The organism is Bacillus sp. ISL-45 (assembly GCF_018613195.1).
GTDB lineage: Bacteria > Bacillota > Bacilli > Bacillales > Cytobacillaceae > Mesobacillus.
Genome location: NZ_JAGGQQ010000004.1, coordinates 77,963 through 101,317 on the forward strand (window position 1 = coordinate 77,963; position 23,355 = coordinate 101,317).

The following is a 23,355-nucleotide window of genomic DNA, read 5'->3' on the forward strand; positions in this document are numbered from 1 at the left end:
TTTATCACAAGTTACATCAATTCCAACAGCATCATTTTCGGGTTTTCAATCAACTGTGCGAAACGGTTTGTAAAAGCAACAGCTGTTGCCCCATCTGCGACTCTATGGTCAAATGCCATTGACAGATTCATGATAGATCGGATGGCAATTTCATCTTGATCCGTCACAACCGGCCTCTTCTTAGTTTTATGGAAGGAAACAAGCGCTGTCTGTGGATGCTGTATGATCGGTGTCGCGCCAATGCTGCCGCCCAGCGGTCCGACATTGCTGATCGTGAATGTTCCGCCTGATATATCCTTGACCGTAAGCTTGTCATCAAGGGCGAGCTTTGTCAGACGCTTCATCTCACTATGGATTTCCTTTAAATTCTTCCGCTCAACATTTCTGATTACCGGCACGATCAGGCCTTCTGGCGTGTCCACGGCAATTCCGATATGATGTTCACGCAACAGCTGGATGCTTTCGTTTTCCTCATCGAGCTTTGCATTAAAGACCGGGAATTCCTTCAACGCAATCGAAAGGACTTTAATGAAAAATGCCGTTGCAGAAATAGAATTTCCGGAAGTCTTGATCTCTTCCCTTAAAGCGATCAACTCACTGACATCAATTTCCTCAAAGTGAGTACAGTGAGGGATGGTATACATGGATTGGACCATCTTTTTTGCAATCTGCTTGCGGCGCCCGCGGAATGGCAATATATCCTGAGCTTTGCCCCCTGTCTCATTTCCAGCCGCCGCCTTTACTTCGGAACCCACATCCGAAACGTTCGGAGCCTTCGATTCGGAAGCATGTTTTGGAATCATCGGAACCTCTTGTTCGGAAGCTAGTTGCGAATCGTTCGGAACCTGCTGTTCGGAACCACCTTCCGAATTGCTCGCAACCCCTTGATCCCTTAAATTAACAAAGACAAGTATATCTTCTTCGGTAATTCGGCCTGCTGGTCCAGTCCCTTTGACTTCCATAATATTGACGCCGTTTTCCCGGGCAACTTTCCTTGTATAAGGAGAAGCAAGGATCTGTCCCAGTCGTGCACTAACACCTACAGGCACCTTACTTGCAGCGGGTCTCTCCAAAACAGCTACCGCAGCCTCTGCAGAGTCAACTTCTGCTTTTCCAGCATCAAACACCTTCTGTGACTCAAAAGGCTTACCTGCACTGCTGCTGTCCTCCATGATCAGTAAAGTTGTCCCTACCTTCACTGTTTGCCCTGGGGTTAACAGCAGTTCTTTAATTACACCTGAACGGGGAGCGGGAATCTCTGCTGTCATTTTGTCTGTCTGGACTTCAACCAATGGATCATCTGCCTTGACGAAATCCCCTGGCTTCACCAGGTAACAATTGATGTCCGCTTCGGTCATGCCTTCCCCAATGTCGTGGAGCTTTACTTCAACCATCGGCACGCCTCCTAAAACTTCATTACTTTCTGTATTGCAGCTGCGACTCTTTTCGGCGTCGGCAGATAATGATCCTCAAACCCAAAATACGGCACAGGCGTGTCATAGCCTGTCACTCTTTCGGCCGGAGCCTTTTGGTAAAGAAAAGCCTCATCATTGATTAAAGAAATCAAATCACTGCCAGTACCGCCTGTCGCATGCGCTTCATGGACAATCACCGTGCGTCCGGTTTTCTGCACAGACTCGATGACAAGGTCTTTGTCGATTGGGTAGAGTGTCCTCAAATCAAGGACCTCGCAATTGATCCCCTTTTGCCCCATATCTTCAGCGGCCTTCATCGCTACCGGTACCATAGCGCCCCAGGCAATGACCGTCACATCTTCGCCTTCTGTCAGCTTCTTTCCTTTACCTATTTCAACTGTATACTTCCCTTCCGGAACCTCACCGCGTGAGGAACGATAACTTCTCATTGGCTCTAAATACAGAACAGGATCTGGATCTTCAATAGCTGCGATCATCAGTCCTTTTGCATCGTAGGCATTGGATGGACAGACTACCTTCATTCCTGGCATATGGGTAAAAAGTGATTCTGTGCTGTCACAATGGATTTCAGGTGCGCGCACACCAGCGCCATAAGGAGCGCGAATCACCATTGGAACCGTAAAATGGCCAAGAGTCCTCATCCGCAGTCTCGAAGCATGGGTCATGATTTGTTCATAGGCAGGATAAATAAAGCCCAGGAACTGAATTTCCACAACAGGACGAAATCCGTTCACTGCCATGCCAATCGCTGCCCCTACAAAACCTGCTTCACTTAAAGGCGTATCTATCACGCGGTCCTCCCCATATTTCTCCTGAAGGCCATCAGTTACGCGAAAGACTCCGCCGTTTTTCCCGATATCTTCACCTAGAAGGATGACTTCCTTGCTTTCACCAAGCATCGTATCAAGTCCATCGGTTATCGCCTGGACAAGCGTCAAAGTCTTTGTATGCAGTGCTGTTTCCATCATGACTCACCTCCGATCAGTTCAAGGTACTCCCGCTTCTGCTTCTCGATTGTCCATGTAGGTTTCTCAAAGACATAGTCAAAGATCACAGCCGGGTCAGCTTTAGGGAATTTCTCCATTTCTTGTACAGCACCATCAATTTCTGCCGCTGCTTGCTCTTCAATTTCCTTCACCCATGCTTCATCGTAAAGCCCTTCATTTTTCAGCCAGCGTTCCAGCCTTAGCAAAGGATCTGTCTCCATTCGCTTAAGCGCACTTTCACCTTGATCACGATATTTGGATGCATCGTCAGCAGTGGTATGGGACCCATACCGCCAGGTCATCGCTTCAATCAGTGTCGGTCCCTCGCCATTTCGGGCTCGTTTAAGTGCCTTTTCCGTTTCAGCAAACACGGCAAAAACATCGTTGCCATCAATCCTTACACCTGGAATATCATAGGCAAGAGCTTTTTGTGCAATGGTTGCGGAGTTCATCTGTTTGCTGATAGGGACAGATATTGCGTATTGATTATTCTGGCAAAAATACACCACTGGAGATTTGAAGACGCTGGCAAAGTTCAAGCCTTCATGAAAATCTCCTTCCGAGGTTGCACCATCACCGAAATAACAAATGGCCGCATTCTTTGTACCTTTTTGCTTTTCGGCAAATGCTGCCCCTGCAGCGTGTGGAATTTGGGTTGCAATCGGGATGGCCGGCGGAAAGATCTTTTTACCATCCGGCGGCACACAGCCTTCATTCCGTCCGTTCCAGAACAGCAAAATATTCCTCAGGGAGTGGCCGAACACCGTTGCCGCTCCATGATCACGGTAGGTTGGGAACATCCAGTCTTCACTGTCAAGCGCCAGAGCTGTTCCTACCTGGGAAGCTTCCTGCCCTTCAAAAGGCGCGTATGTTCCGATTCGTCCCTGCCGCTGGAGACTGATGGATTTCCTGTCCAGCGTCCGGATCCTTACCATTTCTGAATAAAATTTCTTCACTCGCTCTTCAGTCACCAAATTTTTATGTTCCTCTGACACAATGTTTCCGTTCTGGTCCATCACTTGAAAAATCGGAAAATCCTTTTCCATCGGCTCACCCTTTTTTAAAAGTCTATGATTCTATTACATCCTCACTGCCCATTTTGGACGCTTCATATGGGAGAAGAAGCTGTTGCGTCTTGTTCTGGCTTCGATCCGGTTTTCGCAGAATTTATTCGCTGCTTCAACAGTCGTGATTCCTTCACTCTCTGCCTGCCTGTAGATATTTAAAAGAGAATTATAGATTGCCTTCGTTTTCTTTAAGACGCGTTCCTTGTTTGGTGAATATAGCTCATCTGCCACCTGGATCAATCCGCCGGCATTGACGATGTAATCAGGCGCATAAAGAATTCCCTTTTCCTGAAGGATGTGACCGTGCCGTTCTTCCTTGAGCTGATTGTTCGCCGAACCAACGACTGCTTTTACCTGGAGTTGTGGAATTGTATCATCGTTAATGATTCCTCCCATTGCGCACGGGATGAAAATGTCCGCAGGCTGGGAATAGATTTCGTTACTGTTAACGACTTTGATTCCTGCTCCCATTTCTTCCGCTTTCTTAACGATCTGGTCGATTGCTTTTTGATTAATGTCTGTTACATACAGGTCTGCGCCGTTTTCCAGGATGTATTCTGCTACCTTGTAACCAACCTTGCCCAATCCCTGGATCGCATAGGATTTACCGGACAAATCATCGGTATCCCAGAGAGCCTTGCTTGTTGCCTGCAAGCCAAAGATAACGCCCTGTGCCGTTGGGACTGAAGAGTCTCCGCTTCCGCCATATACTTCATCAACGCCAACGATGCAATTCGTTTCTTTTAGTGCATGGACAAAGTCTTCCGGATCCGTCCCCATGTCTGTTCCTGTGTAAAAACGGCCCTGGATCGATTCTACAAACTGGCCAAATGCCCTGAATAATTCTGGACTCTTATCCTTTGTAGGGTCGCCAATGATGACAGCCTTTCCTCCGCCGAAGTCGACGTCTGCCGCAGCACATTTATACGTCATGCCCTTTGAAAGCCGCAGTACATCTTCAAGTGCATCATCGACTGATTTATAAGGGTACATGCGGCAGCCGCCCAATGCTGGTCCCAACCGCGTACTATGAATCGCGATAATCGCCTTTAATCCAGTTGCTTCATCATTACAAAAAACAACTTGCTCGTGCTCACGAATTTGTTCAAACATATCCATTTTTCTTTCCCCCTTTATTCCGTTAAACCATGTTAGCGCTTACATTTTTGCACAAAAATTTTAGCTTCCAGTAAGCAATTCATTTATCTTCTTTTTAGGAAGGACCACTTGCTTTACTTCCCCTACTCCTATAAGGCGACCCTTGCTTTCTGCCTTTACATTAGTAAGTATGTTATTGTCTTGGATACCAGTGACGGCAGCAGTAATAATTACCTCAGCTCCTTCGGTACAAGGGGCGATGTGTTTAACAGTGACCGCACCTCCCATTCCTTCTTCATGATCCTCTAAAAAGGGAATGATAATTTGCCGTGAAACCCATTCCATGTGGTACACCATTGAAACCGTGGAGTATACTGGATGGACAACTTTACCCCCGAAGCGGGCAAACATATCTGGTGTAACACTGACATTGATGGAGGCCGTATGCCCAGCGATTAAGCCATCTCGCATCATATCCCACCTTTCCAAGTTGGAAATATGTATAACGTTTATTTAACGTTATCATAACATTTCGTTAAATAAATGGTCAATAAATTGTAAGAAATTTTGGTATTTTCTTAAAAATGATTTTGATATAATATTTAGCTAGACAAAAAAACAACCAGCTATTTTGAGCGAGGCCACTGAAAAAGTCGTTAAAAGATAGCTTTGTTAAATTGGCCGGTTGATTTCCACTCCAGGTTGCTTCGCTTTCCGCTGAGAAGAATTATGAAAAAGCCCACCTGCCGGCTTTATCAAAAATCAAATTCTTCCTTGGGGCATCCGTGAACCTGCCCACGCACGAAGAAAATGCGGCAGGATTTTCGAGGAGTCTACGCACCTTCCGCTCCAATCAACCTAGTGCTATTAAACCTATTAAATAAATAATCGAAAAAAAAGCCGGAACAATTCCAAAAAAATGGAATAATTCCGGCTTTTTTTATAAACCGCAATTTTTATAATACCGCATGTTTGTCTAGCCTAATAATGCCCGGTCACTTGCCATTTTTGTTCCGCGGATCCGCTGGAATTCATTAAGCAAGTCTTCGATTGTCAGCTTTGCTTTTTGTTCTTCATTTACCTCCAGGATGATCTGGCCTTTGTCCATCATGATCAGCCTGTTGCCGAGATCGAGTGCCTGCTGCATGTTGTGCGTGACCATCAGTGTAGTGAGATGGTATTTATCGACGATTTCTTTTGTTAGGTTGGTAATTAACTCGGCACGAGAAGGATCGAGTGCAGCGGTATGCTCATCCAGTAAAAGGATGGACGGCTCCGTGAATGTTGCCATCAGCAGGGATAAGGCCTGGCGTTCTCCTCCTGATAATAGGCCAACCTTCGCATTAAGGCGGTTTTCCAGGCCCAGGTGCAGTGATTCAAGCACCTCCTGGAAAAGCTCACGACGTTTTTTCGTCACCCCTCGGCGCAGGGAGCGGCGCTTGTTCCTTGAATAGGCAATAGCAAGGTTTTCTTCAATCGTCATGCTTGGCGCAGTGCCTGCCATCGGATCCTGGAATACACGGCCAATCAATTTTGAGCGATTGTACTCGGTCATGTAGGTTACGTCCTTGCCGTCCAATTCCACCTGACCATGGTCTGGCAGCATGACACCGGAAATGACGTTCATTAACGTTGACTTTCCGGCCCCGTTGCTCCCGATGACTGTGACAAAGTCTCCCTTATCCAGGGTGAGGTTAATATTGTCCAGAGCTATCTTCTCATCTGGAGTCCCCTCATTGAAGACTCTATGAATCTGATTTAAGTGCAGCACCAGCCTCACCCTTTCTATCAGAAGGAACAGCTGCCATCTGCATGTGCTCAAGCTGTCTTTTCACCTTCCGTTTTTTCTCTTTGTAGCTTTCTATCATTTTCGGAGCAGTCAATGCCAATATTACGATAATCGCTGTGATCAGCTTCATGTCGCCTGGCTCAAGGAACTCTACCCTTAATGCCAGTGTGACAACAATTCGGTAGATGATCGCCCCGCCAATGACCGCAAGCGTTGTTCTTGCAATCGACTTTGTACCAAACAGGGCTTCACCAATGATGACAGAAGCAAGACCGATAATGATCATGCCGATACCCATGCCGACATCTGCAAAACCACCCTGCTGTGCAATCAAAGCGCCGGAAAAAGCCACCATCGCATTAGAAAGGCCAAGGCCAAGGATAATCATCAGGTTTGTATTTGATGAGAAACTACGGATCATTCTCTTGTTATCACCGGTTGCCCGGATTGCAAGTCCAAGTTCTGTTTTAAGGAAAGCATCCGTGAGGAATTTAATAGCCAGCGTAACGACAATCATGAACAGGAGGATTCCCCATGTCCTTGGAAGACTGTCCCCAAGGCCGATTGCCGTCAGGATGCCATTGAAGATTCCGTCAATTCCCGTTTTATCGAAAAAGTCCCTCACCGCTGTCATGGCAGTATCTGTATTCAGCAACGGGACATTCGATTTGCCCATGATTCTTAGATTGATAGAATACAAAGCAATCATCATCAGGATACCCGACAGAAGCGCATTGACCTTACCGACAGTATGGATGATGCCTGTCAAGCAACCAGCGATGAATCCGGCAACCAGGGCTACCATCGTAGCAGCAAATGGGTTGGCACCATTCACAATCATGATGGCGGCGACCGCAGCTCCAGTTACGAAGCTGCCGTCAACCGTCAAATCCGGAAAATCAAGTACCCGAAAGGATAAGTATACACCCAGAGCCATGATGGCATAGATAATGCCGGACTCAAAAGCTCCAAATATTGAAGTAAACAAGTTGAATCATCCTTTCTCTTATTCTTCGTAAAACTCTGCGTCGTCTCCCCATTCTTCCTTAACTTCAACACCCTGCTCTTCAGCAGCCTTTTTGTTGATTGTCAGTGTTAATGATTTTGGAAGTTCAACAGGAATCTCAGAAGCTTTCTTATTGCCAGATAAAATTTCAGCAGCCATCAAGCCTGACTGGTAACCAATGTCATAGTAATTAAAACCGCTGGCTGCAACTGCGCCGCGCTTCATGGAATCAAGCTCACCAACGAATAACGGGATCTTTTTGCCATTAGCAACAGAAATAACAGATTCAAGTGCAGATACGACCGTATTATCCGTAGGGACATAGATAGCATCAACGCGTCCGACAAGGGATTCTGCAGCCTGTTTAACTTCAGCTGATGTTGAGATTGAGGCTTCCACAACCTTCGCTCCATTCGCTTCGGCAAGCTTTTTGACTTCCTTCAGCTGTACTTCCGAGTTCTGTTCACCAGCGTTGTAGATGACGCCAATCTTCTTGGCACCAACTTCATTCGTCATAAAGTCAATCGTCTTTTTTGTAGCATCAGGATGGTTATCGGTAGTACCTGTGATATTGTCGCCAGGCTTATCGAATGCTTCGACAAGTCCTGCGCCTACCGGATCTGTAACCGAGGTGAAGATAATTGGAATGTCCTTCGTCGCATTAAGGGCTGCAACTGCGCTTGGTGTAGCATTAGCGAAGATGAGGTCGACTTTATCACCGACAAAATTGTTCGCGATACTTGCCGTGTTATTCATGTCTGCCTGTGCGTTCTGGAAGTCATATGTTACATTGTCTCCCTCTTTGAACCCTTTGTCCTCAAGAGCCTTTTTAAAGCCCTCGGTTGCGGCATCAAGCGATGGATGCTCTGCGAATTGGGTCAGGCCAATCTTGTACTGATCTTTGTCTGAAGATCCATTTGATGCTTCATTTCCTCCGCAGCCAGCCATGAACAGGGCACTGGCAAGAACAAGAGAAATAGCTTTTACTGATTTTTTCATAAAAATCCCCCTTGATTATTTATAAACCGGCAGTAAACTATGTAGTCTGAAACATGCAAGCAGCCGGAACACACCAAAATTTAAAACAATAGGTAAAGTTTCTCTGGATGTCAATTTTTGAAAGCGATTCCAAAAAGTATGATATTCACTATGAGCACCGTAAATATATCGTTATATTAACACCAGCTTTAATTTAAAGTCAATAAAATTCCGAAAATTTAGTATGTTATGATTTCTAATTATTAAACCATCACTTTAGCAAACTATCAAGATGTTTTTTAAAAATAATTTAACTTTTTCGCTTTTATGCACGAAAGCGATTAAGAAACGCACGTTTTACAGGCTTTTGGTGTTTTATTTTTTTAAAAGTACCTAGTTAGGACTTCAAATTAAAAAACAATATTTCCAAAAACCATAAAAAAAGCGTGCTCTTTGTTTGAGCACACTTTTTAAAATTATAGTAAACGTTCCGCAGCCTTTAATCGATCTTTTGCTTCCTTAACCATTCGATCCAATAATTCATGTACAGTCGGGATATCAGAAACCAGTCCAGACACCTGGCCTCCATTCATGAACCCGTTTTCTTCGCTTCCTTCAAGTGCACCTTTTTTATGTATTTCCTCAGTTGTCAGTTCAGCGAATTCTTCTTGAGTAAGACCCTGTTTTTCTGCTTCCAGCAGTTTTCCTGCATAAGAAGTATTCAGCAGCCTGCGAATTCTTCCCACAGACCTTCCGACTATGACTGTTTCATGGTCACCAGCCTGCAAAAGCTTCTGCTTGTAGTTTTGATGGAAGGGAGCTTCCTTTGTGGCGATGAACCTTGTTCCCATCTGTACGCCGCTCGCTCCAAGTGCAAGCATGGCAGCAAGACCCTTTCCGTCGCCAATTCCACCGGCCGCAACAACTGGTATGTTCACCTGGGCAACAATCTGAGGAATCAATGCCAAAGTCGTGGTTTCAAGGTTCGAATTAATTCCTGCAGCTTCATACCCCTCGGCTACTAAAATATCAGCACCAGCAGCTTCCGCCTTCTTTGCTTGCTTTACTGATGCAACAACGGTAATAATCTTGATTCCAGCCTGCTTCAGCTTTGGAATGAATGGCGCGGGATTCCCTGCTGATAATGTTACTGCCTGCACATTATGTTTGACAGCGAGGCGAAGGATTTCCACCACATTCGGTGAAACACTCAAGGCCACATTCACCGAAAAAGGCTTCGATGTCCTCGATTTTGTTTCAAGAATAATTTGCTCCACTTCTTCAGCTGGCATCGTCCCGGCACCTATTGTCCCCAGGCCGCCGGCTTCAGAAACAGCTGACGTTAAAACAGCATTGCTGATGTTCCCCATTCCACCCTGGATGATTGGATATTTTATGCCAAGAACAGAAGTAATTCCATTCACAAAAATTCCCCCTTCGTTAAATTAATGTTATACTAGTTCTAAAATTATGACAATTGAAAAAGGGGGATTTTCATTGATTCTTAGTTATTCCGATAAAAAACCGGTTGTAGATGAAACAGTATTCCAAGCGCCCGGCAGTTTCATCATCGGTGATGTGAAAATCGGCAAAAATTCCAGCGTGTGGTTCAATGCAGTTTTACGCGGGGATGAAGACACAATCACTATAGGCGACAGCTGCAGCATCCAGGATAACGTCACGTGTCATCTTTATGAGGGTTCTCCTCTCGTTATTGAAAATGAGGTCACGGTCGGCCACAATGCCATCCTGCATGGGTGCACCATCAAGAAACGATGCATTATCGGAATGGGCTCAACCATCCTTGATGGAGCAGAAATTGGAGAAGAATGCATCATCGGTGCCAATACTTTGATACCTGCGGGTAAAAAAATACCGCCGCGGTCTCTCGTTGTAGGCGCACCGGGAAAAGTGGTGAGGGAAATCGGAGATAAGGATTTGGAGCTGATTCAACTATCGATTGATACATATGTTCAAAAGGGAAAGGAATATCGAGAAAGTTTAAAAAATATTACCTAAAGACAAGAGCCAGGCAGATGCCTGGCTCTTTGTTTTATCAGGGACAAAATTTTTGTCTCTTACACCCATTTAACGATATCATCCAATGGTCTTCTGGTCTTTGGATTCGGTTCTTTTACACGATAACCAAACGCACACATGACGGATATTCCAAAGTGGCCATCATCAAGCAATCCCTCATCTGCAAGAAGTTTGTTCATCTTTTCAAAATTGAATCCTTCAATCGGACATGAATCAATACCAATTTGCGCAGCCGCTGTCATCATGTTGGCCAGGACGATATATGTTTGCCTGCACGCCCAATCAAACAGCGGGCGGTCTCCGTCAAGCAATTTAAAATCTGTTTTTTGGAATTCCTCAATTCGCTTGAGGTAATTTGCCATAAATTCCTCTGGCATTTTCTTCTTATTTCTAAAATGATCCTGCAGATAGTCAGAGTCATATTTTGTATCAACTTTTGTCCTCGCAAGGATAATCACAAAATGGCTTGCTTCCGGAAGCTTGCCAAACGCTCCCCAGGCGGTATTCTTAACTTTCTGGCGAAGTTCCTCACTCTGGACGACAAGAAAGCGCCATGGTTCAAAACCAAATGAACTTGGAGATAACTGGCCTGTCTCCAAGATAAATCGGAAGTCTTCCTCTGGAATTTTTTTGCTTGGATCAAATTCCTTTGTGGCATGCCTAAATTGGAAAGCGTCAAGAATCTCCTGCTTTAAAGTTTCTTTGTCTCGCATATGTATCTCTCCTTCCAGGTTATGTTTTTTTTAACTTATCACATTTCTTCAGTTAATGCCTACAAAAAAGGGTAAGCTTGAACAACTCGGCCTCTTCTCCCTTTAGTTGTGTCAGCCAGTGATAAGGAATTCAGGATTGCTTCTTCTGTTACTTCTGCTGCAGCCGTGAATAGCTCGTTCATCAATGGATGGTCATCCCTGACCTGGCTGCTTGATTGAATGACTTCATCTGAATTGTGCATCGTTTTATTGGCAGATGAAAAAGCAATCACAATATCTCCGCTTCCATGACTGTAATGACTGCCGGTCCGGCTCAGGCCGATTCCGCATCTCTTGGCCAGGCGCAATAACTGACGGTCACTTAACGGCGCATTTGTGGCAAGGACGATGATGATAGAACCGTCAGCCTTCTCGGATATCCCTGATTTAATTGACTCAATCCCATATTTTCCTGCCAAGAACTCTTCTTTTTTGCCGAAATTGCTGAGCACCAGACAGCCAATCGTAAGAGGACCATCTGCTTCGACAATTCTGGATGCTGTCCCTATGCCGCCTTTATGGCCAAAGCAAACCATTCCTTTTCCTGCCCCGATGGCACCTTCTTCAGCTGGACGTCCGGAACCATTCTTAATCGCTTGTATGGCATGTTCAGGTTTTACCGGAAAAAGGCGAATTGAGTTTAAATAGCTGTCATTGCATTCTCCGACGACAATATTAATGGTACCCGTCGTCTCGCCAATCTCTTCATTTTCACCAAGCATGTACTCCAGGGTACCCTGGGTGACTGCAGGTACTGCAAATGTATTTGTCAGCATGATTGGAGACTCGATCGTTCCAAGTTCATTCACCTGGACGAGACCTGTCGTCTTGCCAAAACCGTTAAGGACATAGCTCGCCGCAGTAACTTTCTCTTTGAACAAATTACCGCCATGCGGCAGGATTGCCGTAACACCTGTACAGGCATACTCCTTACCTTTGTCATCCAGTGGATAATCCAACGTTACATGGCCGACCATTACACCAGGTACATCAGTTATACAGTTATTGGTCCCGGGGGACATCCTGCCAACTATAATCCCTCTTTCGTGTACTTTCATAGTTACCTCCTGCTTTACTACGGTATTCCCCACGATTATACCAAATTCTCATAGCAGCTTCTTTTCTCCGCTAATTCCTTAAAAGGTAATTTTCCTAATTCAGTAAATAAAACAGACCATGATTTCCCGTCGTTTGATAGGGTAGATATTTTATAGGGCTTTTTCTTGAAATTAGGATAAGGAGGGATATTATTTCACAAAAAAAACAACCAGGGATCACATTATATATATCTGCAGCTTTTGTACTGGGCTTTGTTTTATGGGGAGGAATAGCTCCAGAAAATCTTAACGCCAGTGCCAATAAAGCGCTGAATTGGACAATCAGCTATTTCAGCTGGTTTTACATGGCTGCAACTACTTTTTTTGTCTTTTTCATGCTGTATCTTGCGTTCAGTCCTTATCGGAATATTAAACTGGGCAAAGATGAGGATGAGCCTAAGTATTCTTACTTTACATGGCTCGGCCTATTATTTGCCGGGGGAATGGGAGTAGGACTAGTGTTTTGGGGTGTGGCAGAGCCCCTTCAGCATTACGCCGACCCGGCACCTGGGGTTGAAGCAGGGACCACCGAAGCAACTGAATCAGCACTGAAATACAGTGTATTCCACTGGGGACTCCAGCCCTGGGCTGGTTATGGGCTCGTTGGATTGACAATTGCTTATTTCAAATTCCGCAGAAATAAAGCAAGCCTGATCAGTCATGCGTTTTACCCGCTGCTGGGCGAAAAAGTAAATGGCTTTTTAGGAAAATCCATTAATATCGTATCCATCATCGCTACTGCCATTGGAGTAGCGACTACTTTTGGTCTCAGTGCCATGCAGGTATCCGGAGGATTGGGCAAGGTTTTTGGATTTCCGAACAGTTCCATGACCCAATTGATTGTCATCGCTGTCGTTACCGTTCTCTTCATGATTTCGGCCCTTTCCGGAGTTAATAAAGGGATTCGAATATTAAGCAATATCAACCTCGGAATCGCCAGCCTATTATTCCTGTTTGTGTTGTTCGCTGGACCTACTATCTTTTTGCTTGAGAGTGCCATTACCTCATTTGGCAGCTATATAGGGAACTATTTTCAGCTCAGCCTCGGACTCAGTCCTTTTAAAGACTCATCATGGAGAGGGGATTGGACCATTTTTTATTGGGCTTGGGGAATTTCTTGGGCACCATTTGTAGGCACGTTCATTGCCAGAGTGTCCAGAGGGCGAACAATCCGTGAATTCGTGCTCGGAGTCTTGTTTGTTCCTGCATTGATGGGCGGCCTGTGGTTTATTGTGTTTGGGGGTACAGCTCTTCACATGCAAATATACGAGGGACTGGAACTTGTCAAGCCGGCAAAAGAAAACGTAGAAACGGCCCTTTTTATCATGCTTGAAAATCTACCGTTCGGGAAGGTTCTAAGCATTACCGGGCTGTTGCTCATCACTATCTTTTTTATTACATCTGCAGACTCTGCCACCTATGTGCTAAGTATATTGTCATCACGAGGAACTCTTAACCCCAAGAAATATGTCAAATTAATTTGGGGTTTTATCATTTCCGGCACAGCATCCGTGCTATTAATCAGCGGAGGATTAAAATCCCTGCAGGCAGCTTCCATTACTACTGCCCTCCCTTTCGCCCTTCTAATTGTACTCATGTGCATCTCAGTTATTAAAGGGCTTAGAGAAGACAAATCCAATTAAAAAATAGCTGGCACAGGTTCTGCCCCTGGCCAGCTTTTACATATTCATAGACATTATCATTCAAGAATATACGGGTGGTCCATAACATTATAGTCTACATCTTTATGCTTGATCTCGTTTCCTTCTTTGAAGACAGACTCAAAGAAGCGGGATGCGGGTTCTGCAAGTTCTTTGTAGTATTCACTGAACAATGCGGCGGCGTGGCTTCCCAGCCATTTTTCCGGCAAAAGCTCCTCAGGAAGACCCGGATCAAAGAAGAGGAACTTCCTGTATTCATGTACCAGCTTTGTGCGCTCCACAAAGCATTCAGCATCAGACATGCTGCCTTTTTGGATCTTATTTTTATCGATGATGTATTTCTGGCTATACTCACTTATGAAATCCTGGTATTTGGCGTTGATTTCCTGCAGGTCCCAGCTCTTTTGAACGAGGCGTTGATTTTCATGCGGACCTTTATACTCAGCCACAAAGAAATCGACATATTGTTCGATTTCGTATTTCTCGATCAGGTCCCTGACTTGTCTCTCGAGATTATTGGCGGAAATCCAGAAGCTGTTCGACATTGATCCAAAGCCGCTCCATATCAGTTCCTTGCGCAATTCGTCGCGAACATTGCGGATTTCCTCAGGAATCGTGTACATGAGGATTCTCCATTTTCCGTCCCATTCCTCAGGCTTTAATTTAAAGATACGCTTACCTGCCTCATCTATTCTCTTTTGGCCTCGCGGTGTCAGGGAGTAATAGCTCTTATTGCCAATTTTCTCCGCCTGAACCCAGCCCTGCTTGTTCATGCGTGAAATAGCCGCTCTCACCGACTGGTCATTATGGCCAAATTCATTCAGCAGCCGAATCAGGCTGCCAATCCAAATCTTGCTCCCATAATGGGAGATATAGTCACCGTATAAGGTAAAAATCATTGATCTTGTATTCAAGCTTATGTCATCCTCATCCGTTTTTGATATACGTAATAAAACCGTTATAGAATATTTTACAGTATTATCATTATTTTGCAAAAACTTTTTCTCATAGATAATTGGTAAGCGCCTTGCCCCCCAAAAAAACAGGCGGCGGAGTGCAGACCTGTGAAGTCGCTCTTTGACTTGAATGGAATGCCCCGTTTTTTTACGGTTCACCACCAAACCGAGAACTTTTACTCTCTTTATGTGCCCCGTTTCTTTAGTCCATCCCCAAACCGGGAACATACCCTCTCTTTATGTGCCCCGTTTCTACGGTTCACCACCAAACCGGGAATTTTCCCTTTATATTGCGAAAAAACCATAGGGATTTCTCCCTATGGATTTATTGTGCTGTAAAAACAGGCTTGCGTTTTTCACTGAAGGCATTCAATGCTTCCACACGATCCTTTGTTGGAATGGTTACTTCATAAGCTTTGGATTCGATTGCCAGTCCTGTCTGCAGGTCGGTGCTGCTTCCATGCTGGATGGCATATTTCGCCTGTCTCACTGCAATTGGAGCATTTTGCAGGATTTCCTCGGCCAAGTCTTTCGAGGCAGCCATGACATTTTCCTTCGATTCTACGGCTGTCAGAATGCCTAGTTCATAAGCCGTCTCCGCTGATATTTTTCTCGCTGTTAAAATCAATTCCTTCGCCTTCATCTCTCCGATCAGCCTTGAAAGACGCTGTGTGCCGCCTGCACCCGGAATAATGCCCCAGCTAACCTCGGTCATCCCCATTAACGCATTTTCCGAGGCAATTTTAAAGTCACAGGCAAGCATCAGTTCGAAACCTCCGCCAAAAGCAAAGCCGTTCACAGCTGCAATCGTTGGCTGCGGAAGCTCTGCGATCGCGCTGAAGACATCACGAATCTTTTTCACATTCCGGCGAACTTCTGCCTCTGTAAGGTGCTTCCTTTCCTTCAAATCTGCACCTGCACTGAATGCTTTTTCTCCAGCACCGGTGAAGATCACAACCCGTACATCCGTATCCGTATGAAGTTTATCTGTCAGGTCCCCGAGTTCGGTTAATGTTTCATAATTAAAGCAGTTCAACGAATCTGGCCGGTCTATCGTCACATATGCAATATGCTGCTCTTTCTGGTATTTGATGTTGTTCATTTATCTCTCTCCTATATTCTCGATAATCATGGCGATTCCCTGGCCGACACCTACACACATGGTCGCAAGTCCATACCTGGAATCCCGCTTTTTCATTTCATATAAAAGGGTTGTCAAAATACGTGCGCCGCTTGCACCAAGCGGATGGCCGAACGCTATTGCCCCGCCATTTACATTCACCTTAGACTGATCAAGTCCCAGCTCCTGGATGCATCCGATTGACTGGGCCGCGAACGCCTCGTTTAACTCAATCAAGTCCATATCTCCAACGGACAGATTTGCACGCTTAAGAGCCTTTTGAACTGCATAAACAGGACCCATGCCCATGATGGAAGGCTCCAATCCCGCTGTTGCTGACACAATATATTTTGCCAGCGGCTTCAAACCAAGTTCCTCTGCTTTTTCTCGGCTCATCAGCAGCAATGCCGATGCACCGTCATTCACTCCAGACGCATTTCCTGCTGTCACAGTCCCGTCCTTGAATAAAGGCCTCAGCTTTGCCAGTTTTTCAACCGTCGTTCCAGGCCGTGGATGTTCGTCACGGTCAATGACAGTTTTGTTCCCCTTTTTATCTTCGTAAACAACAGGAATAATTTCATTTTCAAAACGCCCTGCCTCCACCGCTTTTTGTGCGCGAAGCTGGCTTTCTGCAGCGAATTCGTCCTGTGCCTCCCTTGAAATGCCATATTTTTTCGCCACGTTTTCTGCTGTCTCCGGCATGCTGTCCGTTCCGTACATTTCCTTCAGCTTGTTGTTCACGAAACGCCATCCGATTGTCGTATCGAACATCTCCATATTGCCGCGCGGGAATTCTTTTTCCGGCTTTGCCATCACGAATGGCGCCCTTGTCATGCTTTCCGTTCCGCCAGCGATGAAAATGTCTCCTTCACCGGCCAAAATCGCTCTGGCCGCATAGTTGACCGCATCCAGGCCTGAACCGCATAATCGGTTAATGGTTGTCCCGGCAACCTCGACAGGCAGTCCAGCCAACAACCCTGACATCCTTGCAACGTTTCGATTATCTTCGCCTGCCTGGTTCGCATTCCCCAAAACTACTTCTTCAATTTCAACTGCAGGTACGTCTGGATTACGATCGATCAACGCCTTAATGACCATTGCCCCTAAATCATCCGGACGGATATGCCGGAGACTTCCGTTGTATCTTCCGATCGGCGTCCTTACTGCATCAACTATCACAACTTCTCTCATCGCCATCCTCCTTACTTCGTCGTCAAAGATTCTTGATAGTCATACACACCACGTCCCGTTTTCCTGCCAAGACGGCCGGCTTTTACGTATTGCTCAAGCAATGGTGCCGGGCGGTATTTTTCACCGAGCTTCTCATGAAGGTATTTCAAATTGTTCAGGCGTGTATCCAGCCCAACAAGATCACCCAACTCGAATGGTCCCATCGGATAATTCAGCCCCAGCTTAATCGCCTTATCGATATCCTCCGGGCTGCCCAATCCTTCCTGCAGCATGTAAAAGGCTTCATTGCCAACTAGTGCGCTGATCCGGCTGGTCACGAAACCAGGGAATTCGTTGACGATGACAGTTTCTTTGCCCATCTGGATTGCCGCCTTCTGGATTGCTTCAGCTGTTTCATTGCTCGTTTCCAGACCCCGGATAATTTCTACAAGCGGCATTTTGTGGACCGGATTGAAGAAATGCATCGCAATGACCTTCTCAGGACGCTTGGTAAAAGAGGCAATTTCCGTTGGGCTCATTGTCGATGTATTGGACGCAAACAGGCAATGTTCAGGTGCATGCTGGTCAATCACTTCGAAAATCGTTTTCTTGATATCTATTTTTTCAGGCACGGCTTCGATGACCAGGTCAGCGTCCCTCACATTATCAGCGAGGAAATTCGAATATTTAAGTCTTGCTTTCGCCGACTCTGCGTCTTCTAGCTCGATTTTCCCTCTGGCAATCCCCTTATCAAAAATGCTGTTGATTTCCTGTTCGGCGTTAAGAAGCTGTTTTTCATCAACATCAATAAGGACAGTATCAAAACCGCCCAGGCTGCTGACATATGCAATTCCTCTCCCCATGACACCCGAACCGATTACGACGAGTTTCTTCATTATATATTCCTCCTGTTCACAGAAACTGAAAGGCGAGCACCCGGATCGTAGAGTGCTCGCCTCATGATTATACGTTAAACGGATTAAGCGGGCGGCTGCCGTAATAAGAGACGATACTCTTTGTTTCTGTATATAAATCAAGTGTTTCGATGCTGAGTTCACGGCCGAATCCGGATTGCTTATAGCCGCCGAATGGTGTGCCCGGGAATGCAGAGAACGGGCAGTTAATCATGACGATCCCCGCCTGGATCTGTTTTGATACCCTTGTTGCACGGCCGTAATCCTTCGTCCAGATGGCAGAACCAAGTCCATATTCACTGTCATTCGCCAGTTTGACAGCTTCTTTTTCATCCTTGAACTTCATGACGACAACAACTGGCCCGAAAATTTCTTCTTTTACAGCTTTCATGCTGTGATTCGTTTCAGCAATGATGGTAGGCTCATACCAGTAGCCATTTTCATAGCCTTCTAGATTCGCAGCTTTTCCACCTGTTAAAACTTCAGCTCCGTCAGCAACTGCAGATTTTACATATCCATCAATGACATCCATTTGGTCCTGGCTGATGACCGCGCCGACATGAGTTTCCTTTTCAAATGGATTCCCAAGCTTAAGCTGCTTTGTTTTTGCGACGAATTTCTCCATGAACTCTTCATATACATCCTCATGGACATACAAACGAGAACGTGCTTCACATGATTGGCCAGTATTGTAGAAAATCCCGAATAGAGAGCCCGCTACTGCAGCATCAATATCCGCATCTTCAAAAACGATGCTCGGTGACTTTCCGCCAAGTTCAAGAGTCACACGCTTTAGGGTTTGGGAGGCTCTTGCCATGATATCCTTGCCGATTGGCGTTGAACCTGTAAAGGCTACTTTGTCAACTTTATCGTGCTCGACCAGATAGTTCCCCACTACTGAACCAGATCCAGGAATGACGTTCACAACGCCTTCAGGTACACCCGCTTCGATACAGATTTCACCAAGGACGACTGCCGATAATGGTGTCAGTGAGGCTGGCTTCACGACAACCGAGCAGCCGACGGCGATTGCCGGAGCGATTTTCCACGCCGCCATCATCATCGGATAGTTCCAAGGAATGATCTGGGCACAAACGCCGACAGGCTCTTTTTCGGTAATATTTTGGAATGCACCAGGCATGCTGTTCACTGCACCGCGGTGACTGACAATCGCACCTGCATAAAATTCGAAATCCTCGATTGCCTGCATCACCTGTCCCTGTGCTGCAGCCAGAGATTTACCTGTATCGAGAATCTCCAATTCTACCAGTTCATTGAAACGGGAGCGCATGATTGAAGCGATCTTATTCAGTGTTCGGGAGCGCTTGTTGACAGGAAAATGGCGCCACTTCCCAAAATCGAACGCATTTCTGGCCGCCTGTACCGCAAGCTCTGCGTCTTCTTTTGAAGCCTTAGCCACGGTTGCAACTTCCTCGCCTGTCGCCGGATTGTAGACTTTGTAGGTTTCGCCATTGACGCTGTCCTGGCGTACTCCATTGATGATCAGCTGATATGTCTCGCGTTTTACTGCCATTGCTTCGAATTTTTGCTCTTTTACTGTTGTCACGCGTAACATCTCCTTTTAGTAAATTGATTGATAAATTTATTCACCCTTGAAAACGGGTTTTCTTTTTTCCATGAACGCCTGGACGCCTTCTTTATGGTCGGCGGTCTTCCCGGCAATCCGCTGGCTCTGGGCATCTCTTTCAAGATACTCCTCAAAGCTTGAATGCCAGCTTGCCTTCAAGTTCCTTTTGATCAGGCCGATTGCCTTAGTAGGCATATTGGCAAGTCTTTCTGCAAACGCAGAGACATTGTCGTTCCAGTTGTCCAATGAGTAGATTTCCGTAACCAGCCCCAAATCCTTTGCCTTGTCTGCCGAAATTTTTTCCCCAAATACAGCTAGCTCCATTGCTTTCGCGTGGCCGATAAGCCGTGGAAGATAATATAGATTGCCGGCATCCGGAACAAGGCCTACATGGATAAACGCTTCTACAAAGCTTGCTTTTTCAGAAGCGATCCGGAAATCGCAGGCAAGAGCAAGACTCATACCGGCTCCTGCCGCAACACCATTGACAGCTGCAATCACAGGTTTTTCACAACGGTCAAGTTCCATAAGCATCGGATTATAGCGTTTACGAAGCACTTCGCCATGGTCCATTTCATCTGAAACTCCTGCCAAATCCTCACCTGAACAAAATGCCCGGCCTGCACCCGTTATAACCAGCGTCCTTACCTCTTTATCGCGCGAAGCAGACTTGATTGCGGTCTGGATTTCCTTGTTCAATTGCTCGGTGAATGCATTCAATTTATCAGGACGGTTCAGGGTGATGTAGGCTACCTGATTCCGCACTTCATACAAAACGGTTTCAAACACAGCTATGTACCCCCTTATTTCCCTTTAAAATCCGGCTTTCGTTTTTCTTTAAAAGCCCTCATGCCTTCCTTCTGGTCTTCTGTCGCAAAAAGCATATAGAAGTTTTTACGTTCATATTGCATTCCTTCATATAGAGGATAATCGACTGCTTTCAATACAGATTCTTTAATAAGTCTAACGGCAATCGGAGCCTGATCCGCGATTGTATCCGCAAATTTTAGAGTTTCCTCCATCAGTACTTCTTCGGCAAAAGTAGAATTAATGATTCCATGGTATAAGGCTTCTTTGGCAGTGATACGCCTGCCGCTGAGGATCCATTCCATTGCCTTCGTTTTGCCGACAAGCTTTGTGAGCCTCTGCGTTCCGCCTGCTCCAGGCATGACGCCAAGATTAACTTCAGGGAATCCGAATTCCGCATTCTCGCCGGCGAACAGCATGTCGCAGCATAGCGCCAGTTCAAATGCACCGCCCAGGGCAAATCCATGTACAGCCCCGATGACCGGCTTCTTGATCCAGGCGAGCCGATCCCAGTCGGTGAACTGGTTCAACGTTTCCATCGAGATCGCGTCCGCGTCCATCATTTCATCGATATCGGCACCTGCAGCAAATGCCCTGCCCTTCCCTGCGAGGACAATCACCTTAATGTCAGCATCCTCGTCATATGCTTCCATTGCCGAAAGCACCTCAGAAACCATTTGCCTGTTCAAGGCATTCAGGACCTTCGGGCGGTTAAGCTCGATTAATCCAATTTGTCCCTTTACAGATATTTCAATCATTTCATAGCTTTTATTCATTCACTTCTTCACCGATCATCATCGTGACCAGATCACCCGCAAAGCTCATAACATCCTTTCCGGAAGCTTTGCCTTCAGCAGATTTCATACCGGCTTTCAATGCTTCATGATCGTCATAATACATTTCACACATTAGATAATATTTCCCTTCCCCGCCCATTGGGCTTCCGACGATGCGTGTCACTTCCATTTTACGGAGACCTGGGATTTTCGAAGTAAGCGGGGCATGCGTTTCGAAATAGTGCTTGTCAAATGCATCTTTGTCCTGTGGATGCTTGTAAATCGCAATTAGTTTAACCATTAAAAATCTCTCCCTTTTCTTTTTAAAATTTTTATAGACCAAATAGAATATATGCATTGCTTCTTGAAGCTATTAATCAATTGATATGACACCTAAGAATCTTTTTTCGACTTTGGCGTCACATCATAGTTGATACTGGTTTCATTGCCTCGAATGGGTTTTTGCATGATTTGCAGTATAAAATGCTGCGGCATGCTGTTGGACCAAAGAGGTTCTCCATTGTCGTATAGGTGGATCCGCAGTAAGGGCAATCGGCCTGCCACTCACCCGTTTCTGCAATGTGCCTTGGCGGAGGAGCGATGCCGAATTCCTTCAGCTTTTCCCTGCCCAGCTCTGTGACCCGTTCGGATGTCCATGGCGGGCTGAAAATGAATTTAACCTCTACCTTTTCAACTTCATCAAGAACTGATACTGCTTTAATCACATTGTTTTTGATGATATCTAGTGCCGGACAGCCCATGAAGGTAGGCAATAGCTTTATCAAAACTTCATTTGATTGGATTTCGACTTCCTCGAGCATACCAAGTTCGATTATCGATACACTGTCGATTTCGGGATCCTTCACAGTTTGCAAAGCTTCGATAATTTTATCTCTTATCATTCATCATCACCAGCTTGCTGCCGGATCGGATTTATAGACCTCACCCAATGTATCAAGAGCAGTCTGCAAGTCAGCGGTATGCTCGCCATTTCGCCCATTTCCGCTCTTCATCCCGAATTGATCTGGCATCTCCAGGTTAAGGGATTCGAAAACCGGTGACATCATTTGCATCCATTTCGTTTTCAAAGCTTCCTCTGAATCTAACAATTTGTGCTTTGAGAATTCTTCGGCCTGGCTTCCCATGGAGAACAATCCTTCGAGTTCAGCAAAAACCTTCTCCATCGCGGCTTCCATCCTTTTCCTCGCTTCTCCTCCAGCACTCACAAGCTGAGAGAACCACGTTTTCCAATGCAGTAAATGGTAGTAAAGTTCCATATTGATCTTTACTGCTGCTTCCGCTAATGGCTGGTAGGATGAATTCTTCAGCGATTCAATTTTTACTTTCTTAGCCTGGGCGTAAAAATAGTTCCTCACAACCGCAAGTGCCCAGTCATAATGCGGCTCTGTCAAATAAGTACCTGGTCCGTTCACTTTTTCTAGTAAAATCGCATTCTTTCGTTCTGCTGCCGGCCTTGAGTGGGCAAGCTGGTCAGGTTCACCCGCACCAAGGTCGCTAAGAAGCTGATAAAACATTGCAGCATGGCCCATTGTATCCTGGCTGATTGAAGAGAAAGCGACGTCCTCTTCAATATGGGGAGCAAGTCCCAGCCACTCGGAACCCCGGTAGGCAATAATGAAATCATCATCAGCAAGCTGGAACAGGAGTTCAACTGCAGCGTCGCGAAGTTCTTCATTTTTTAACGCATCTTCAAGTTCATATTTCATTTCTCCTGCTTCCCTCCCCATGACAAGATCTCCTTTTCATCAAGCATTTCCTGCTCGTAGTGGCGCCATTTCTTTTTTAAATAACCGTAGCCTTTCGTATTCCTGTAATCCTTGTTATCAAGCCTTTGCAATGTTTGTCGCTCTTCAAGTGACATCTTTCTGATATCATCCCGCTTGACGACCCAAATATCGGCAACCGGCTCCCGCCTCATGAAATTCTCCTGAGCCATCACAAGGGCCAGCTCGTGGTTCGGGGCCAGCAATGAGAACTGGTACTGCATAGGCGAAGTGGCCGTCCTTTTGCTGAAGACTTCAAACTCCTGATAAAATCCATTTCCAGACATGATCTCTCTCCTTTCCTGTGGTATTCCCGGGGCTAATTCTTCA

At 45.8% G+C, this 23,355-nt stretch carries 24 protein-coding genes; 2 read left to right on the top strand and 22 right to left on the bottom strand.

Annotated elements, in window-relative coordinates; all coding sequences use genetic code 11:
* Nucleotides 1–11 precede the first annotated feature (11 nt).
* From J7E35_RS03260 to J7E35_RS03300, 9 genes are all read right to left on the bottom strand, one after another.
* Nucleotides 12–1,394, bottom strand: a complete 1,383-nt coding sequence (locus J7E35_RS03260; protein ID WP_214776927.1) for a dihydrolipoamide acetyltransferase family protein — start codon at nucleotides 1,392–1,394, stop codon at nucleotides 12–14.
* An 11-nt stretch (nucleotides 1,395–1,405) separates the two neighbouring features.
* Nucleotides 1,406–2,401 carry an alpha-ketoacid dehydrogenase subunit beta gene (locus J7E35_RS03265; protein WP_214777684.1) on the bottom strand — a complete coding sequence of 332 codons (996 nt, stop codon included), beginning with the start codon at nucleotides 2,399–2,401 and terminating at the stop codon, nucleotides 1,406–1,408.
* Nucleotides 2,401–3,468, bottom strand: coding sequence for a pyruvate dehydrogenase (acetyl-transferring) E1 component subunit alpha (pdhA, locus tag J7E35_RS03270; protein WP_214776929.1), 1,068 nt, complete (start codon nucleotides 3,466–3,468; stop codon nucleotides 2,401–2,403). The genes J7E35_RS03265 and pdhA overlap by 1 nt, the downstream gene beginning before the upstream one ends.
* Nucleotides 3,469–3,501: 33 nt before the next feature.
* Nucleotides 3,502–4,608: a Leu/Phe/Val dehydrogenase gene (locus tag J7E35_RS03275; protein ID WP_214776931.1), complete on the bottom strand. Its 1,107-nt coding sequence runs from the start codon at nucleotides 4,606–4,608 to the stop codon at nucleotides 3,502–3,504.
* Between the two features lie 60 nt (nucleotides 4,609–4,668).
* Complete coding sequence (locus J7E35_RS03280; RefSeq protein ID WP_214776933.1) at nucleotides 4,669–5,058, bottom strand: thioesterase family protein; 390 nt, start codon at nucleotides 5,056–5,058, stop codon at nucleotides 4,669–4,671.
* A 505-nt stretch (nucleotides 5,059–5,563) separates the two neighbouring features.
* The gene (locus J7E35_RS03285; RefSeq protein WP_214776935.1) at nucleotides 5,564–6,358 is read right to left on the bottom strand and encodes an ABC transporter ATP-binding protein; all 795 of its coding nucleotides are present in this window, start codon (nucleotides 6,356–6,358) and stop codon (nucleotides 5,564–5,566) included.
* Complete coding sequence (locus tag J7E35_RS03290; RefSeq protein ID WP_214776937.1) at nucleotides 6,333–7,364, bottom strand: ABC transporter permease; 1,032 nt, start codon at nucleotides 7,362–7,364, stop codon at nucleotides 6,333–6,335. The genes J7E35_RS03285 and J7E35_RS03290 overlap by 26 nt, the downstream gene beginning before the upstream one ends.
* Before the next feature lie 18 nt (nucleotides 7,365–7,382).
* Nucleotides 7,383–8,381 carry an ABC transporter substrate-binding protein gene (locus J7E35_RS03295; protein WP_214776939.1) on the bottom strand — a complete coding sequence of 333 codons (999 nt, stop codon included), beginning with the start codon at nucleotides 8,379–8,381 and terminating at the stop codon, nucleotides 7,383–7,385.
* 455 nt (nucleotides 8,382–8,836) lie between these two features.
* A complete protein-coding gene (locus J7E35_RS03300) occupies nucleotides 8,837–9,784 on the bottom strand; it encodes an NAD(P)H-dependent flavin oxidoreductase (protein WP_214776941.1) in 948 nt (315 codons plus the stop codon).
* A gap of 73 nt (nucleotides 9,785–9,857) precedes the next feature.
* Between J7E35_RS03300 and J7E35_RS03305 the strand changes: the two genes are divergently transcribed.
* Nucleotides 9,858–10,379: a gamma carbonic anhydrase family protein gene (locus J7E35_RS03305; RefSeq protein ID WP_214776943.1), complete on the top strand. Its 522-nt coding sequence runs from the start codon at nucleotides 9,858–9,860 to the stop codon at nucleotides 10,377–10,379.
* 59 nt (nucleotides 10,380–10,438) lie between these two features.
* Here the strand turns inward: J7E35_RS03305 and J7E35_RS03310 are convergent, their stop codons facing one another.
* Together J7E35_RS03310 and J7E35_RS03315 are read right to left on the bottom strand one after the other, a co-directional pair.
* Nucleotides 10,439–11,113 (bottom strand): NAD(P)H-dependent oxidoreductase, encoded by a 675-nt coding sequence (locus J7E35_RS03310; RefSeq protein ID WP_214776945.1) that lies wholly within the window; start codon nucleotides 11,111–11,113, stop codon nucleotides 10,439–10,441.
* A gap of 59 nt (nucleotides 11,114–11,172) precedes the next feature.
* The gene (locus J7E35_RS03315; RefSeq protein ID WP_214776947.1) at nucleotides 11,173–12,210 is read right to left on the bottom strand and encodes a DmpA family aminopeptidase; all 1,038 of its coding nucleotides are present in this window, start codon (nucleotides 12,208–12,210) and stop codon (nucleotides 11,173–11,175) included.
* Between the two features lie 227 nt (nucleotides 12,211–12,437).
* Between J7E35_RS03315 and J7E35_RS03320 the strand changes: the two genes are divergently transcribed.
* Complete coding sequence (locus J7E35_RS03320; protein ID WP_353050332.1) at nucleotides 12,438–13,892, top strand: BCCT family transporter; 1,455 nt, start codon at nucleotides 12,438–12,440, stop codon at nucleotides 13,890–13,892.
* A 56-nt stretch (nucleotides 13,893–13,948) separates the two neighbouring features.
* Here J7E35_RS03320 and paaX read toward each other — a convergent pair whose 3' ends face one another.
* From paaX to paaB, 11 genes are all read right to left on the bottom strand, one after another.
* Complete coding sequence (gene paaX / locus J7E35_RS03325; protein ID WP_214776949.1) at nucleotides 13,949–14,824, bottom strand: phenylacetic acid degradation operon negative regulatory protein PaaX; 876 nt, start codon at nucleotides 14,822–14,824, stop codon at nucleotides 13,949–13,951.
* 367 nt (nucleotides 14,825–15,191) lie between these two features.
* Nucleotides 15,192–15,968, bottom strand: coding sequence for an enoyl-CoA hydratase-related protein (locus tag J7E35_RS03330; protein WP_214776951.1), 777 nt, complete (start codon nucleotides 15,966–15,968; stop codon nucleotides 15,192–15,194).
* Entirely contained in the window at nucleotides 15,969–17,177 is a 1,209-nt protein-coding gene (gene pcaF / locus J7E35_RS03335) for a 3-oxoadipyl-CoA thiolase (RefSeq protein WP_214776953.1), read from the bottom strand. It lies immediately after the preceding gene.
* A gap of 11 nt (nucleotides 17,178–17,188) precedes the next feature.
* Complete coding sequence (locus tag J7E35_RS03340; protein ID WP_251040733.1) at nucleotides 17,189–18,052, bottom strand: 3-hydroxyacyl-CoA dehydrogenase; 864 nt, start codon at nucleotides 18,050–18,052, stop codon at nucleotides 17,189–17,191.
* Nucleotides 18,053–18,119: 67 nt separating this feature from the next.
* The gene (locus J7E35_RS03345) at nucleotides 18,120–19,637 is read right to left on the bottom strand and encodes an aldehyde dehydrogenase family protein (RefSeq protein ID WP_214776955.1); all 1,518 of its coding nucleotides are present in this window, start codon (nucleotides 19,635–19,637) and stop codon (nucleotides 18,120–18,122) included.
* A gap of 36 nt (nucleotides 19,638–19,673) precedes the next feature.
* Nucleotides 19,674–20,447, bottom strand: coding sequence for an enoyl-CoA hydratase-related protein (locus tag J7E35_RS03350; RefSeq protein ID WP_214776957.1), 774 nt, complete (start codon nucleotides 20,445–20,447; stop codon nucleotides 19,674–19,676).
* A gap of 14 nt (nucleotides 20,448–20,461) precedes the next feature.
* Nucleotides 20,462–21,241, bottom strand: a complete 780-nt coding sequence (locus tag J7E35_RS03355; RefSeq protein WP_214776959.1) for an enoyl-CoA hydratase-related protein — start codon at nucleotides 21,239–21,241, stop codon at nucleotides 20,462–20,464.
* Nucleotides 21,234–21,542 (bottom strand): EthD family reductase, encoded by a 309-nt coding sequence (locus J7E35_RS03360; RefSeq protein WP_214776961.1) that lies wholly within the window; start codon nucleotides 21,540–21,542, stop codon nucleotides 21,234–21,236. Before J7E35_RS03360 ends, J7E35_RS03355 begins: the two co-directional genes overlap by 8 nt.
* 118 nt (nucleotides 21,543–21,660) lie before the next feature.
* Nucleotides 21,661–22,143, bottom strand: a complete 483-nt coding sequence (paaD, locus tag J7E35_RS03365; RefSeq protein ID WP_214776963.1) for a 1,2-phenylacetyl-CoA epoxidase subunit PaaD — start codon at nucleotides 22,141–22,143, stop codon at nucleotides 21,661–21,663.
* Nucleotides 22,144–22,149: 6 nt separating this feature from the next.
* Entirely contained in the window at nucleotides 22,150–22,968 is an 819-nt protein-coding gene (gene paaC, locus J7E35_RS03370) for a 1,2-phenylacetyl-CoA epoxidase subunit PaaC (protein ID WP_214777690.1), read from the bottom strand.
* Nucleotides 22,965–23,312 (bottom strand): 1,2-phenylacetyl-CoA epoxidase subunit PaaB, encoded by a 348-nt coding sequence (gene paaB, locus J7E35_RS03375; RefSeq protein WP_102262291.1) that lies wholly within the window; start codon nucleotides 23,310–23,312, stop codon nucleotides 22,965–22,967. The genes paaC and paaB overlap by 4 nt, the downstream gene beginning before the upstream one ends.
* Nucleotides 23,313–23,355: the final 43 nt, after the last annotated feature.

Bases quoted from the DNA above. Each gene is read 5' to 3' on its own strand.
- J7E35_RS03260 (WP_214776927.1), bottom strand. From the start codon at position 1,394: ATGGTTGAAGTAAAGCTCCACGACATTGGGGAAGGCATGACCGAAGCG.
- J7E35_RS03265 (WP_214777684.1), bottom strand. From the start codon at position 2,401: ATGGAAACAGCACTGCATACAAAGACTTTGACGCTTGTCCAGGCGATA.
- pdhA (WP_214776929.1), bottom strand. From the start codon at position 3,468: ATGGAAAAGGATTTTCCGATTTTTCAAGTGATGGACCAGAACGGAAAC.
- J7E35_RS03275 (WP_214776931.1), bottom strand. From the start codon at position 4,608: ATGGATATGTTTGAACAAATTCGTGAGCACGAGCAAGTTGTTTTTTGT.
- J7E35_RS03280 (WP_214776933.1), bottom strand. From the start codon at position 5,058: ATGCGAGATGGCTTAATCGCTGGGCATACGGCCTCCATCAATGTCAGT.
- J7E35_RS03295 (WP_214776939.1), bottom strand. From the start codon at position 8,381: ATGAAAAAATCAGTAAAAGCTATTTCTCTTGTTCTTGCCAGTGCCCTG.
- J7E35_RS03310 (WP_214776945.1), bottom strand. From the start codon at position 11,113: ATGCGAGACAAAGAAACTTTAAAGCAGGAGATTCTTGACGCTTTCCAA.
- J7E35_RS03315 (WP_214776947.1), bottom strand. From the start codon at position 12,210: ATGAAAGTACACGAAAGAGGGATTATAGTTGGCAGGATGTCCCCCGGG.
- J7E35_RS03330 (WP_214776951.1), bottom strand. From the start codon at position 15,968: ATGAACAACATCAAATACCAGAAAGAGCAGCATATTGCATATGTGACG.
- pcaF (WP_214776953.1), bottom strand. From the start codon at position 17,177: ATGAGAGAAGTTGTGATAGTTGATGCAGTAAGGACGCCGATCGGAAGA.
- J7E35_RS03340 (WP_251040733.1), bottom strand. From the start codon at position 18,052: ATGAAGAAACTCGTCGTAATCGGTTCGGGTGTCATGGGGAGAGGAATT.
- J7E35_RS03355 (WP_214776959.1), bottom strand. From the start codon at position 21,241: ATGAATAAAAGCTATGAAATGATTGAAATATCTGTAAAGGGACAAATT.
- J7E35_RS03360 (WP_214776961.1), bottom strand. From the start codon at position 21,542: ATGGTTAAACTAATTGCGATTTACAAGCATCCACAGGACAAAGATGCA.
- paaD (WP_214776963.1), bottom strand. From the start codon at position 22,143: ATGATAAGAGATAAAATTATCGAAGCTTTGCAAACTGTGAAGGATCCC.
- paaC (WP_214777690.1), bottom strand. From the start codon at position 22,968: ATGAAATATGAACTTGAAGATGCGTTAAAAAATGAAGAACTTCGCGAC.
- paaB (WP_102262291.1), bottom strand. From the start codon at position 23,312: ATGTCTGGAAATGGATTTTATCAGGAGTTTGAAGTCTTCAGCAAAAGG.